The 14802-nt window shown below is 68.2% G+C and carries 6 protein-coding genes; 1 reads left to right on the top strand and 5 read right to left on the bottom strand.

The genetic code is table 11. The features are described from left to right. Positions 1–39 precede the first annotated feature (39 nt). On the top strand, positions 40–1209 hold the full coding sequence (locus tag AB0M22_RS14820; RefSeq protein WP_364725761.1) for an NADH:flavin oxidoreductase: 1170 nt from the start codon (positions 40–42) through the stop codon (positions 1207–1209). A 106-nt stretch (positions 1210–1315) separates the two neighbouring features. Here the strand turns inward: AB0M22_RS14820 and AB0M22_RS14815 are convergent, their stop codons facing one another. From AB0M22_RS14815 to AB0M22_RS14795, 5 genes are all read right to left on the bottom strand, one after another. After that, positions 1316–2725, bottom strand: coding sequence for a lipase family protein (locus AB0M22_RS14815; RefSeq protein WP_364725758.1), 1410 nt, complete (start codon positions 2723–2725; stop codon positions 1316–1318). Positions 2726–3080: 355 nt separating this feature from the next. After that, a complete protein-coding gene (locus tag AB0M22_RS14810) occupies positions 3081–5282 on the bottom strand; it encodes an MMPL family transporter (protein WP_364725755.1) in 2202 nt (733 codons plus the stop codon). 61 nt (positions 5283–5343) lie between these two features. Continuing rightward, positions 5344–6240, bottom strand: a complete 897-nt coding sequence (locus AB0M22_RS14805; RefSeq protein ID WP_364725752.1) for a hypothetical protein — start codon at positions 6238–6240, stop codon at positions 5344–5346. 4 nt (positions 6241–6244) lie between these two features. Beyond that, positions 6245–7294, bottom strand: a complete 1050-nt coding sequence (locus AB0M22_RS14800; protein WP_364725749.1) for a 3-oxoacyl-[acyl-carrier-protein] synthase III C-terminal domain-containing protein — start codon at positions 7292–7294, stop codon at positions 6245–6247. 17 nt (positions 7295–7311) lie between these two features. Further along, complete coding sequence (locus AB0M22_RS14795) at positions 7312–14793, bottom strand: beta-ketoacyl synthase N-terminal-like domain-containing protein (RefSeq protein ID WP_364725746.1); 7482 nt, start codon at positions 14791–14793, stop codon at positions 7312–7314. Positions 14794–14802: the final 9 nt, after the last annotated feature.

Genomic DNA, 14802 nt, shown 5'->3' with positions numbered 1-14802 from the left:
TCCCGAACACCGAACTGGAACACGTTCTAGTCTGGGCAGATGTCGAACGACGCGTTCCAACCGGCCAGGCTCGGGCCGGTTCAGCTGCGCAACCGGATCATCAAGGCCGCGACGTTCGAGGGCCGCACGCCGGACGCCCTGGTCACCGACGAGCTGATCGAGTTCCATCGCGCGGTCGCCGCGGGCGGCGCCGGACTGACCACGGTCGCCTACTGCGCGGTCGCGCCCGAGGGCCGGACCGACCGGCATCAGATCTGGATGCGGCCCGAGGCGGTGCCGGGGTTGCGCAGACTCACCGACGCCGTGCACAGCGAGGGCGGCGCGGTGTCAGCGCAATTGGGTCATGCCGGGCCGGTGGCGAACGCGGCCTCCAATCGCGCGCCCGCGCTCGCGCCGAGCAGGCAGTTCAGTCCGATCAGCCTGCGGCTCACCCAGGCGGCGACGGCGGACGACATCCGGCGGATCATCACCGCGCACGCGCGCGCCGCCCGGCTGGCGGTGGAAGCCGGATTCGACGCCGTCGAACTGCATTTCGGGCACAACTATCTGATCAGCTCGTTCCTCAGTCCGGCATTGAACAAACGCTCGGACGAGTACGGCGGCACCCTGATGCAGCGCGCCGAACTGGCCCGGCGGACCGCGGACGCGGTGCGCCAGGAGGTCGGCGGCGAGATCGCCGTGCTGGCGAAATTCAACATGGACGACGGGGTGCGCGGCGGGTTCGGCGGCGCCGAAAGCCTCACCGTCGCACGGTGGCTGGCCCAGGACGGCAACCTCGACGCGCTCGAACTCACCGTCGGCAGCTCGCTGCGCAATCCGATGTACCTGTTCCGCGGCGACGTGCCGCTGCGCGAGTTCGCCGATTCGTTCCCGCAGCCGCAGCGCGCCGGTATTCGCCTGGCGGGCAGGCGATTCCTGCGCAGCTACCCGTACCACGAGACCTACCTGCTCGAGCAGGCGTTGCGCTTCCGCGCCGAACTCGCGCTCCCGCTGGTGCTGCTCGGCGGCATCGCCTCGCGCGCGGCCGTCGACACGGCGATGGCGCACGGGTTCGAGTTCGTCGCGATGGCCCGCGCGCTGCTGCACGATCCGGATCTGGTCAACCGGATGCGCGCCGATGCCGCGAGCGAGTCGCTGTGTACCCATTGCAACCGCTGCATGCCGACGATTTATCGAGGCACACATTGTGTATTGACTTCCCCCGGATAGCGAGAAGGCCCGATCCTGGTGGACCGGGCCTTCTTTCGGTGACTACGACGCCTGGCCGGGCTTCGTCAGCCGGGCGCCGATTACGCCACCCTCACCTGTCGAGCAATTAGGCGGGTTTGGCGGCGGCCGCGGTCAGCTCCGGACCGACGATCGACACCCACTCGTTCATCTCCGGCGAATCATCCTTCGAGATCGCCATGAGGTCCTGCCTATTGCAGCCGCCGCCGGCCGGGACGCCGTCGAACCGCTCTTGCAGCCACTGATATGTCCCCGGCACCGACAGGAACGCCTGCGAATAGGATTCGCCGATCTGGATGCGCCGGTATGTGATCTGGGCACCGTTCTGGCAGTAGGTATCCACCAGTCGGTCGGTCGCGTACGCGGGCATAACCCAGTCACCCATCGACTGGAAGATATACGTCGGCCGGTCGGGCGTCGTATTTCCCATCTTGACCATGTCCAGGTACTTGCTCGGCACCGGCTCACGCGTCATGTCCGGTGTATCGAACAATCCCTTTATGTTCAGATTGGGGAAGCTCATTACCGACCAGCCCTGACACACATTGCTGTGCACGGAACGCAGTCCCTGACCCAGCGGGTTGATGTGCTGGTCGACATATTGCTGCAGTTCCGGGTATTCGCGAGTCAGGCCGATGATGCCGGCGAACACGGTGCCGGCGGCCGGCCCGTTGTTCTGGTAGTCGACCAGGTCGCGCAGGTCCGAGGCGGTGGAGCCGGAGACGGTGCCGACCAGGTTCACGTCCGGCGCGTAGGAGGCGCGCTGTTCGGCGGCGTGCATGGTCGGGATCGAGCCGCCCGAGTCGCCCCACAGGCCGACCTTCGTGTCGCGACCCTGGTGCAGTTCCATCGGCTTGAAGTTCTCCGCCGCACGGATGCCGTCGAGGGTGATCCGGCCGGCCAGCGGGCCTGCGGCGAAGGCGGAGAGCAGGCCTTCGTGGTCCGGGATGGAGACGCCCCAGCCCTTGGTGACCGCGTAGAGGGCCATCGGGAGCATGAAGTTCGGGCCCATCGTGCCCGCGTAGTTCGGCGGCTGCGCCAGCATCTGGCTGGTGTAGGACGGTGCGCAGTGTGCCGCGACGGCGTCCTCCGGGATCTGCACCGAGACCAGGTTCGTCGGGGCCTTACCGCGCGGCTTCATCACCGTGGTCACCGCGGCGATCGGCTCGTCCCGGCTGTTGTTCGAGCGGTAGGACAGCTGCCAGGCGTCGACGTCCGGCTGAATGATCGACTGGAACGCGGGATGCACTTCACGCGCGGCAATGATTTCGCCCGGCTGCTTCGCCGCGACCACTTCGCGCGGCGGATTGAGGAATACCTGATCCTCGGCGGGCATGGCCGGCGGAGTCAGGGCGGGCTGAATCGGGACATAGTCGTCGGAGGCGCACGGGCACGCCGTGGCGAAACCGACGGCGGCCACTTGAATCACGGCCGCGACACCCGCGGCCAACATCGTTGCCCGCCCATATCGGCGGTGCCGTGTTTTGAACATGTTCATACCTGATCCTTCAGCTGAGGGAGAGGTGCATGACAAGCCGTAACCGGGAGCAGCGGCACCAAATCCCCGACGAATGCAGGTATTAGCGAAGTGACCACTCCGGTGTGAGCCGCCGCAATCGTAGATGAACATTTGAATAATCCAGCGCGAAACGCGAGGAAGATCCCATTTAAATCCCGTGACCACCAACAACGCTCATCAGAACCGCTCCCAATTAACTTCCGCCCGAGACCTTTCCAACTCGAGCCCGGCCCGAAATGTCCGATGCGATAACGCGCCGTAGTTCTCCGGACAACCACGATTCGCGAATTGAGAACACCCGTGTACACAAATCGGAAGTAGCCGAAAATAGCGCCTATTGGGCGGATTTCACGGTTGTGCACACCTTGTGGATATCGTCCGTTGTACACAGCTTGGGGATATCGCGACGGCCGGGAAACCACCAGTTCCACCGCCCCAGGATTTGCATCAGCGCGGGCACCAGCACGAGCCGGATCAGCGTCGCGTCGATGAGCAGGCCGACCGCGATGGCGAACCCGAGCTGCCGCAATCCGTTGAGGCTGGACACCAGCAGGCTGCCGTAGCCGACGGCCAGGATGATCGCGGCCAGCGAGATCGGGCGCGCGGTGCTCTGCAATCCGACCACCACGGACCGGCGATTGTCGCCGGTCCGCAGGTACTCCTCTTGAATCCGGCGCACCAGGAACAGCTCGTAATCCGTGGAGAGACCGAACAACAGCACGAAGGCGATCAACGGCACCTGCGGCCAGATGGGATGGCCGGCGCGCTGGAAGACCAAGACCGTGAGCCCGTAGGCGGCACCCGTCGCCAATAGCGACATGACGATCGCCTTCACCGGGAGCACCAGGCTGCGCAGCACGGCGACCAGCAGCCCGAACAACACCATCAGCACGCACCCGATCACCCAACGCTGCTTCGCCGAGGTCTCCGCGACGATGTCCGCGACGTGTCCGCCCGGCCCGCCGACGAGCACCGAGACGCCCGGTGGGGCCGCGGCCGGAACTATCTGGTTTCGAATGCGCCACACCAGATCTGGAAGATCCGGCGAATCGATCGGGTATTTCGACAAGACGAGCAGCGCCGTGAGATTCACCCCGTCATCGATCGTCGCGACCGCGCCGACCTCCGGATCCGCGCGCAGGGCCGCGACGAGGGCCCGTGGATCAGGCAAGGGCGCGTCCTCGGGCTGGCGCAGCGTGAGATAGACCGACCCGGTAGCGCCCGGCGCGTCCTGCTCACTGAGCTGGAATCCGGTGAGATACGCGGTGCCATCCAGCGCGCCGCGTTCGAGGTCGATTCCGGTTCGCATCGCACCGACCGGAATCGCGGCACAGATCAGCACCGCGATCACCGCCGTCGCATACGGCCACGGGTGTCGCATCAGATGCTCCGCCCAGCGCGAAAGCCGGTCCCGCGCGCCGGTTTCGGTCCGGCGCGGCCATTCCCGATCGAGGACCGGCGTCACCGTGACGAGTACCGCGGGCAACAACGTGACCACCGCGACCGACACGACGAGCACCACCGCGATGATCCCGATCGCCATCTGCAAGAAGACATGCCAGCGCACCAGGAACAGCGCCATACACGCCGACAACAGAATCAACGCCGAATACAGCACAGTGCGCCCCGTGGTGGCGCTCGCCGTCGCGATCGCCCGCATCGGCTCCGCCCCCGCGGCCAGTTCCTCGCGATACCGATTCTGCACGAACAACGCGTAATCGATGCCGATGCCGAGACCGAGGGCGCTCACCCCGACCATCAGCATGCCGTCGATGGCGAAAACCCTGGTCAGCAAGGCGAAAAGGCCGAGGGTGGTGACCACCGAGACGCCCGCGATGCCGATCGGCACCAGCGCGGCCGCCGGCCTGCGCAGCCCCCACCACAGCACCACGATCGCCAGCGGCAGCGCGACCAATTCGATGTGCATCAGGTCGGTGATCTCGACGCCCTGAATGATCTCCCCGAACACCGAGATACCGACGAGATATCCACGCACTTCATCATTCGATGCGTTGCGCACCGCATCGGCGACGAGCTTCTGCAACTCCGGGGCCCGCTGCTGACGCTGCCGATCGTCGCCGGTCACGCCGACATAGACGTATGCCGTGTGCTCGTCGCGGAAACTCGACCGCCACGCCTCGAACGTCTCGGGCAGCGCGAACTCCCGGGTGGGATCCCCGGCGACCGGCAGCAACAGCACGCCGGAGACATCCTTTTCGTGCGCGACCGCGCGCATGCCCGCCGTGATCGCCTTGCGGAACAACGGATCCGAGGCCCGCAGCCGCTCCGAATGCAACACCGCGATCACCGGCTCGTCACCGAACGTCGGCAGCGCCTCGGACAGAATCCGGCTCGCCCGTTGCGATTCCGAGCCGGTCACCTCGGTCGGCGGGGCCAGCAGCGAACCGAGCAGATGCGGGAGTCCGATCAACCCGATGGCCACCGCGACGAACCAGCCCGCGAACACTCGCCGCCGGTGCCGCGCCATGATGACGGCAACCCTCGCCAGCAGTCCTCGGCTATCCGGATGCGACATCCTCGATCCCTCTCAGTTGCATGCTGTTTCGCCGAGCGGATGGGTGAGCGAGGACGCCCGACTACCTCGATCGGGCCTGCGGGTGATAGGCCAGGCAGGCGGACGAGGCGTCGAAGGCGGCCAGGAACAGCACGGCGCGCGCGGCGTCGAGCCGGCCACCGCGCTGGGCGTGCAGGTAGGCGTGAATCGGTGCGGCCGAATAGGGGTCGCCGATCTCGGGAGCGACACCGACCACGGATTCCGGCGTCAGCCCGAGCGCGATCGCCAGCCGGGCCGGGAATTCCGGGTCCGGAGCCGGGGCGAGCAGCACCGCGCGGCCCGCGGTGAAATCGGCGCATTCGAGGCCCGCCTCGGCCATGCACTCGCGCACCGTCCCGACCGCCGGATCCAGTGGATCGCGGCCCGCCCGGACTTCGATGCTCGAGCGGCTGTTCGCTCCGGCCGCGTTGGCGTCGACCCAGATGGTGGGCTCGACCGCCTCGGTGGGATCAATGGTATGCAGACGACCGAATCCCCCTGCGGCGGGCGAGGTTCCGAGGATCATCGCCGCGGCGCCGGTGGTGTACGGGAAGCCGGCGACCGCACGTTCGGTCGACGGGTGCGCCTCACCGGCCAGCAGCAACGCATACTCGACTTCGCCGGTGGCCAGGAAACATTCGGCGACGCTGATCGCGTGCAGCAGACCTGCCGCGCCGTGCAAGAGGTCGAAGGAGAACGTAGGCGTCCGACCGGGGTAGTACTCGAGGCCCATGCCGATTCGCTTCTGGATCAGCGCGGCGACCGCAGGCTCGGCCAGGTTGCCGTCCCGGACGACGCCCGTGTTGACCAGCATGCCGACCTCGTCGGCATAGACATCGGCGCGGACGAGGCAGGTGCGGGCGGCCCGGGCGGCCGATTCGACGTAACTACCGGTGTCCGGATCGACGCACATCGCGGCGGCGCGAATCATGGTGGCCATCGGTTCAGGCCGCCAGGCGAGAGACAGTCGCGGACAGGTACCCGGTGACCCGGCCGGAGGCCTGCGGGATCAGCAGGATCTTCGATCCTCGGGGGATATTTCGTTGTACGAGATGTTCGGACAACGCGACGAAGTGCGATGTCGATGCGGTGTTGCCGAATTCGCGCAGTACATCGAGGCTCGGCGGCGCCTGGGCACCGAAATACTGTTCGACCATCTGCTGGCCGTACTCGATCACCTTGTCGCTGGCCTGGTGATAGATGACATAGTCGAATTCCTCCGCCGCGAAATCGCGACCGGTCTCCTCGAGGAACGTGCCGAACCGGTGCAGGGCCTGGAAGAGTACGGCCGGGTCCTGCATTGCCTGGCTGTCGGTGTAGAGCGCGGCTTCGCCGGTGCGGTCGCTCGGCATCCCGAGGCAGTGCTCGGCGCCCTCCGCGAGGGTCATGAGTTCGACGTAATGAATCTCGTCGCCGTCGTCGCCGCGACCGTCGACCACGACCGCGGCCCCCGCGTCACCAATGGACAGCGACGCGAACTGGTTCGACGACATCGACCTGATCTCGCGCACCGCGGTCTCGGCGACCGGCGTGATCTGCTCACCGCTGACCACGAGACCGTTGCGCACCACGCCGGCCTTGATCATGCGATCCAGCAGCAGGATTCCGGTCATCATGCCGGCGCACGCGTTCGCGACGTCGAAACATCTGGCCCGGGTCGCACCGATCGCGGTGCCCAGTCGCAGGGCCAACGACGGTGCCAGGTAATGAATTCCGGGTCCGACACTGCGGGAGATCGAGGCCGAGATGACCACGTCCAGCTCGTCGGCCGCGTAGTCGGACTTCGTCAAACAGTCGGCGGTCGCGCGCGAAGCCAGCTCGAACGAGGACTCGTACCGATCCGGATGCGCGTCGTAGACCCGGCGACGTTCGACCCCGCTGAACTCGCGCAACCGGGGCAGACCCTCGACTTTGAGCCTGCTGAACAACTCCTCGGTGGAAAGGACGGTCTCGGGTGTGTATCGCCCGATCGACTCGAAACGGGTACGCGGCACGGCCTTTCCTTCCACGATCATCGGTCCTCGGCCAGGTGCGCGCGGTCCGACACCCGGACGCTCTCGGCGTCCTGCACAACGTCCAGCGAATAGCGCCTACCGGCCGCCACACCTGTCCGGGTGCGCGGATCGCAGACGATCACGGCGGGGTGCAGGCCCGCCTGCCGCGCGATGTGCTCTTTCATGGCGATGAGCGCCACCAGATCGACGCGCCGCGTATCGGCGGGCAGTTGGTATATCTGCTCCAACATGCCGGGAAGGGCGCCCCATGGCAGCACTGTCACGGGGCGCAGGACGGTCGTGCCGTCTGCCTGCGTGCGCGACAATCCCGCGCCACCCGCCGGATCGCGGTCGCGGAGGAACGAAAGTCGTCGCTCGGCAGTCAAGGTTGCGAGGCCACCGAGCGGAAAAAGCCGATCGACCAATCGCAGCGCGAGCAGCACGCGGTCGGCGAGCAGCAGCTGAAGATCGAACAGCGGATCGCTGCCGTCCATTCCGGCGAATCGCGCCTCCACGCGCAGCACCCCGTGCTCCGGAATCGGCTCGTAGATCCCGAGATCGCGGACGCCGTGCGGAAACCCGACACAACCGGCCGGAATGTCGGGACTCCAGCGCTCGAGCGCATCGTGCGGGATGACGTGAATCATGGCGTCGAGCAACCCCTGCGGCAGCACGCCGGTCGGCACACTGCCGCGGGCGCAGTCCACGATTCCGGTTGCGCCGCAACGACCGACGCGCAGCTCGGTCAAATACTGAAACGCCGGACCGTGAAACAGCGACCCGGTCCCGTACGGCGGCGCGGTCACGACCGCGTCCGGCAGCGCGGTAAACGGCTCCGGCCGCTGACCGGCCTCGGTACGGATCTCGGCTGAGGTGACGTCCTCGAAGCGGGACAGCTCGGGTCGCGCCGCGGCCCGCCACGCGGCCAGCGTCACCATCGGCCCGCGCGAAGTCTCACGCACCCGGGTGCGCAGCAGTGCCGTCGGTGCGACCGGAATCCACCGGGAGAGGGTGACTTCGGCGATTCCCGCCGCCGGGACCCCGGTGTATCGCTCGGCGGCCGCGCACAATCGCTCGATCGTGGACATCATCGGCAGGGTCGGCACGCTGAACGTCGGTCGGTGATCGTTCAACCAGGTGTCGACCGCCACGTCGAGGCGCTCGAAGGCTTCGGTGGGCGGCGGTCCGGACGTCAGAGTCGTCGCGAACCTCGGCACCTGATATATCCGACGACCGTCGACCCACAGCCAGGCGTCGGCGAGAACAGTGCACGATGCCGGACGGTGGTCCGCGATCTCCAGGATGTCGACCTCGATGGTCACCGTGCGATCGGTGGGCACGACCTGGCCGCGGTATTTCCAGCGCAACGGCCGATCCGCTGCCACGGCGTCGAATCGAGGATTGGTCAGCCCGGCGCCGAGCCCACGTTCCAGCATGAACCACTGCACCACTTGGGCAACGCCTTCGACGCCGAGCGAACCCGGCATCACCGGGTCTTGGAAGAAGTGCGCCTTGAAGAACCAGTCACGAGTGTCGACCGTCTTCTCCGCGCGCACCCGGCCGAGGCCGGCCGGACCACCCTCGGGCCAGTAACCGGTGATCGCATCGATCATCAGCAGCATCGGCCCCGGCATGCCCCGGCGGCGCGGCGTGCCGCGATAGTCGCACGGCAGCTCGAGTTCGGCCCGGTCCGCTTCGGCGGGCGGGATACCCACCTGATCGGCGAGCGCGGCGGTGCTGAAGTAGCCGAACACGGTGGTGCCGGTCGCCAAAGGCGCGCCGTCTACTCGGGATTCGATACGGAACGTCTCGATGATCATCCCGTGCAGTTCGGCGATCGACAGCAGTTCGACGCGGGTACTGATCCGTTCGGCTGCCGGCCCCACCTGGGTGTGGACGGCGATGTCCCCGTCCAGATTTCGGATGAACACCTCGGTGTCGGAGCGCAGGAAGCTGCCGACGTAGGCGCCCAACCAGCCACAGGGTTGCAAAACCACTTCCATCAGTACCGACAACGGCATGGTCCCGGCCGGATTCTCGGTGAAATACCAGACGTCCGTTGGCACGTCGTATTCGACTACCGCGCTGCTACCGGTCTCGAAACCGGCATAGGGGCCGGTGACCGCCACGACGCGCGTCATGAAATGGTAGGGCGGACCAGGTAAGCGCGCGCTCCGCAGTATCCCGTCGTCGAAGCGGCGGTAGGCCGGGCCGAGCGCCTCGCTGGGCATACCCCACGCGCAGGCGAGCAGGGATCGATGGTCGAGGGGGAATCCGTCGATATCGGCCGCCCGCTCGTCGTTCGGCCGACCTCGCAGACCGCCGAGTGCGGCCAACGGAACCAGGTCGCCCGTGCGCTGGGTAATGGCCGGACCTGAGTTCTCCCAATCGGTCAGCGGCCAGCTCGGTGCCAACCGCACGGCGAAGTTCTTGGCGTACAGCGCCTTGATTCCGTCCACGGTGACCAAGACATCGGCGTGCAGGGTGGGGAGCGGCCCGCCGACCAGGCTCGACACGAAAATCTCGTAGACCATGCCGCGGCTTTGCGGAGTGACCTGCCCGCGGCAGCGGATCGAGTACGGCTGCTCCGGCACCGGTTCGAATACCCACGCGTCGCGTTGCACGGTGAATCCGGCCGCCGCGAGGTAGAACGACATCGCCTGCCCGCATGCGTCGACCATCACCGTCCCCGGCATACACGGGTCGTTGTGGAAATGGCCCTCGAAGAACCAGTCCTCGGGATGTACGGCACGGACAGCGCGCAGATATCCACGACCCCACGGCCCCCCGGCTGGGTCGAATTCCGTGACCTCGTCGAGTAACAGCATGTGTCCCTTGGCAATTCGGGGCGTGCGCACATGCGTGTTCGCCATCCGCCAGCCGGGGCCGAAGCAGTCGACCGGACGGCCCGCCGCGAAGGCGTGCAGTTGTTCGCGGGTGAACGAGGTCCGGTCACCGCGAATCGCCACCGGGTCGGCCGCCCCCTCCGGGATTCGATCGGACGGGTCCCACAGCACGCCGCCGGACGCGGCGAGTTCTTCGTCGGTGAAGAATCCCGCCTGCCCGTTCCGGACGCTGAGTTGCCGCTTACCGTCGGCCCGGCAGTCGAATTCGAAGAAGAACAGCCGCCGTGCTCCATCGGCCGTGTGATCGATGATCCGGATCTCGTAGTCGAGCAGCGTTCCGGCCGAGGGCATCCCGGCGTGGAAGGTCACCTCGCATCCGAGCAGCCGGTACACCCGCCGCCCGCGGTTTTCCAGGTCCGCCCCCAACCAGCTGATCAGCAGCAGGTCCGCCTGACCCGCCTCGACCAGCAGTCCGGGTGGCATACGCCCTGCGTGGTCGAGATACCAACTGCCGGAACGGATATCGGTCTCGGTCCAGATGGTGCCGGTGCCCAGCGTGGCGGGCTCCGCATCGATGCCGGTGACCCGGTCGGCGAGCAGCATCGGCGGTCCCGGCATCCGGGTCTGCCGTGCGTCGTCGTCTTGCGCCGCGAAGGTCGATCCGAAGAATTCCGAAATTCGGCCGGTGGCCAGGCGCTCCAGGTCGGCACGATCGAAGGTCGGGCCTGGTCGATCCGGCCGCGAACCCGCCTGCTGTGCGGGGGATTCGACGAGAGTCGTGGTCGGTCGCGCCGGTTCTGATGGGGCGGTGCCGGTTCGGGTACTCGCGCACAGCAGGCGCGCGGAATGCGCGAGGTATCGCTGGTGTGCCTCGGCCGCGAGAGCGACATGTCGTGCGTGTGCGACGGTGATCAACCGATACTGCGCGCTCGCCAGCGCGCCGATCCGGGGCGGGCTGGTTCGGATCTCGGCGTCGTCACCGGGATAGGTCAGGATCGGGGCGATTGCCATATCGGCCGCCGAGGGGGTGCCGGCAAGGTGCACCGGGCCAGTGCGCGCGGCGATCGGCACCTTGCGGACAACGGGCGACGTGCCCGATTCCGGCGCGCTGCCCAGCATGCGTTCCAGCGCGGGCAGATTCATGGCGACACCGGCCACGGCGAGGTCGGCCAGGGCGGTGTACAAACCGGCCACCGCATCGTCGGGCCGCGCGTCCAACGCGACGGCGAGATGCTCGCGCTTGCCGAGAATCCGCGTGATCCACCCGGTGCACATGCTGCCTGGACCGTGCTCGACGAAGATCCGGACACCGTCCGCATAGGCTCGCTCGATGAGCCGGACGTAATCGACGGTGCCCAGCCCCTGATCGGTGATCGCCTGTGCCACCCGCGCGGAGCTGAGCGGGTACGGCTCTCCCGTTGCGCCGCTGTAGAAACGAGTCCCGGCGACCTCGGCGACCGGGTGCAGATGCACGCGGTACCACTCGTCGCGGACCGCGGCGAGTTCCGGTGCGTGAGCGGCCATCTCGTAGTCGACGGGGAGGGCCGGCACATCGATGAGGCGGGTCAGGACGGCGGCGACCGCCCGTTCCTCGCCCCCGATCACGCAGGTATCCGGGGAATTGATGGTCATGAGGTGTACGGCGGGCTGGTCCTCGATCGCCGCGCGGATCCGTTCGGCGCCGGCTCCGACCAGGTAGGTGCGCCAATGTTCGCCGGGGACACCCGCTTCGGCCCAGGCGCGGCGCACCGCGCGCAGGTCACCGGCCAGGTCCCGGCTGAACAACTCGCTCCGGCGGATCACCCGCAGGATCCGTTGCGGATCGGTCCACGCGCCGAGGGCCAGCAGCGCGGTCGACTCCCCGGAGGAGTATCCGATGGCGGCGGACGGCTCGATGCCGAGCACGTCCCGGGTGACCGCCGCGTGGATCGCCGCGAGCCCGGTGACGGCCTGTATCCGATCGATCGCGCTCGGTGCCGGCGCGGTATCGGCGTAGACCCAATCGGCGGAGGCCGAAAGACCACCGAACCGCCGGCTGACCGCATCGACCAGGTTCGGCAGTGCCAGCAGCAGACTCCGGCCCATCCCTGCGGTGGCGGCCGAGCCGTTCGGGAAGACGAAGGCGGTCTCGCCGACCAGCGGAGCGGACCGGAACGCCATCCCCGGCGGCCGTAATCCGCGGTGCAGCAACCACTGTCGAGCAGCTCCGGACCGGAGCGCGGCCGCGGCCACCGATTCGGCCACGACCGCGAGTCGAGCCGGGCCGCGGTTCGACGGCTGTCCGGCTTCGAGTGCCGCGATCGCCTGCTCGGCATCCGCGCCGGAGAACACCCGCACGCCGGTCCGCGTCGCCAGGGCACCGGCTCGGTCGCCGGCGCGCAACCGAAGATGCATCGGCGACCCGTCCGGCAAGGCGACGATCGCCGCCGCGGTGTCGGCGGCGAGCGCGGGATTCGCCGCGCGACCGACCCGGAATCGCGCCCGATGCCGGAGTGCGAAAACGGCCGTCGCGACAGTGACCAATCCGGTCGCGGCGTGTGCGCTGCCGAATAGGTCGCGCACGTCGAACTCGGTTCCCGGCCCGACGGACAGGTCGGCCGGGCCAGCCTCGGTATCCAGGATCGCCAGCACGTCGTTCCCGTCGCGGCGGGCGTCGGTGAGCCGTTTCAACGCCAGGACCACGGCGGCGTCGCCCGGTTGGGCTTCGGGGTCGAGAGCCGTGAGGGCCGCGCTGTGCGCCGGCTCGCCGGACAGCTCCACCGCGCCGACCAGCGCGGCGTCCACCGCTCCGGCGAGCAGCGCGCGAGCGGCTTCCTGGAGGCCGATCGGCCCGGACGATTCCTCTGCGGCGATGGCGAAAGCCGGTCCGGTGAAATCGAACTGGGCGCCGATCCGGTTGGCGTAGATGTTCGCCATCGACCCGGTGACATACGCGGGTGAGAAGTCCCCGCCGAAATCGACCGCGGTCTCCGGGCCGTCGCCGTAGTGCGCCGCCCAGCAGGCGTGGCGGGCGCCCGCTTGGCTGCGCGCCCCGTGGGGATCGCAGCCCATGCCGACCAGCACCATGGTGTTGCGCGGCAAAGCGGTCCCGGCCGCCGCCTCGCGCGCCGCCTCCAGCACCAGGGCTTGGGCCGGGCCCTGCCGAAGATCGTTGGGCGGGAACCGCAAACCCTCGACGGCGAGGTCGATCCGCTCGCGGCGGCGGGTACCGACTCCGGCGAGCAGAGCCTCGCTCAGATCGGCGGCCGATTCACCCGCACCCACTCGCGCACCGATGGCCACGACGGCAACCTGTTCCGCGTGCGCCGCGGTTTCCGCATGCGCCGCAGGCACCCGGTACGGCCGGATGGCGACGGGCTCCGACGGACCGTCGACGATCAGGTGCGCGTTGTTGCCGCCGAAACCGAAAGCGCTGATCGCGGCCCGGTGCGGTCCCGCCCACGGTTCATTGGTGTGCAGCAACCGCAAGGACGACCCGGTCGGCACATCGGTGATCTCGTTGCCGCCCAGCGATATCGGCCGGATACCTGATTGCAGCGCGCCGAGCACCTTCAGCAGACCGGCGGCTCCGGCGGCGGTCAGCGCGTGGCCCAGGTTGCCCTTCATCGAGCCGAACGGCAGGTCCGCGCAGCCGCGGAACACTGATGCGGCACTGGCCAATTCGGTGACGTCACCGAGCGGCGTGCCGGTCGCGTGGCATTCCAGCAGGGTGACCGTCGCAGGATCGAGCCCAGCGTCGCGATAGGCCGCGCGCATCGCTCGTTCCTGACCCGCCCGCGCCGGAGCCAGGAACCCGCCCGCGGCACCGTCATTGGACAGACCGATCCCGCGAATCACGCCGAGAACCCGGTGATTGCCCCGCACCGCGTCCGCATACCGCATGAGTGCGACGAGCGCGGCGCCCTCGGCCGGGACGAGGCCGTCCGCGTCCGGATGGAACGGCCGGGAACTCCCGGTCGGGCTGAGCGCGCCAAGCCCGGCGAAACCTAGATGGATCATCAGACCGTCGGCGCCGCTCACGCCGCCGGCCAACATCAGGTCGGCACGCCGATCGTGCAGCCGATCGCAGGCGAGTTTGATCGCATACAGCGAGGACGCGCAGGCCGCGTCCAAGACCAGCGCTGTGCCACCGAGACCGAGGGCCGCGCTCGCCGAATGCACGGGCAGCCCCGGCCAGAACCGCATGTGCGGGTCGAGGGGACCATACTCGGGAATCACCCTGGCCCGCAGCGGAAGCCGGGACTGCCACGCCTGCTCCACGAGCGCCGACTGGGTCCGCGAGGGATAGCCGAGACTGCCGAGCACCAGACCGGCGCGCGGCAGTAGTTCCGTGCCGCCTGCCTCGTCGAGCGCGGCCCGGCCGGCGTGCAGCAGCCAGCGCACGGCGGGATCCCACCCCCGGATCTCCTCGGCGGGCAGCCGGAAACCCGCCGGATCGAAGACCTCATCGAAGCCGCGGACGAAACCACCGATCGCGGGTATCGGGCCGACCAGGCCATGTTCGAGCCAGTCCGGCGGCAGGCGCCAGTCGTGCGGGCACGCCGGGGACAGCGCGACGTGTCCGTCGCGGACGTTCTCCCAGAGGGTCGAGGCGTCCAGGACGTCGGGCAAGGCACAGCCTCGCCCGACGATGGCGATGGGCTCGAAAGTCACGGTGTGGTC

Origin of the sequence: Nocardia sp. NPDC051756 (genome assembly GCF_040681495.1) — a bacterium.
Lineage (GTDB): Bacteria > Actinomycetota > Actinomycetes > Mycobacteriales > Mycobacteriaceae > Nocardia.
The sequence above is the reverse complement of the archived record's forward strand: the minus strand, read 5'-3'. Positions and strand labels throughout refer to the sequence as shown.

Coding starts and splice junctions, on each gene's coding strand:
- AB0M22_RS14820 (WP_364725761.1), top strand. CDS start 40: ATGTCGAACGACGCGTTCCAACCGGCCAGGCTCGGGCCGGTTCAGCTG.
- AB0M22_RS14815 (WP_364725758.1), bottom strand. CDS start 2,725: ATGAACATGTTCAAAACACGGCACCGCCGATATGGGCGGGCAACGATG.
- AB0M22_RS14810 (WP_364725755.1), bottom strand. CDS start 5,282: ATGTCGCATCCGGATAGCCGAGGACTGCTGGCGAGGGTTGCCGTCATC.
- AB0M22_RS14805 (WP_364725752.1), bottom strand. CDS start 6,240: ATGGCCACCATGATTCGCGCCGCCGCGATGTGCGTCGATCCGGACACC.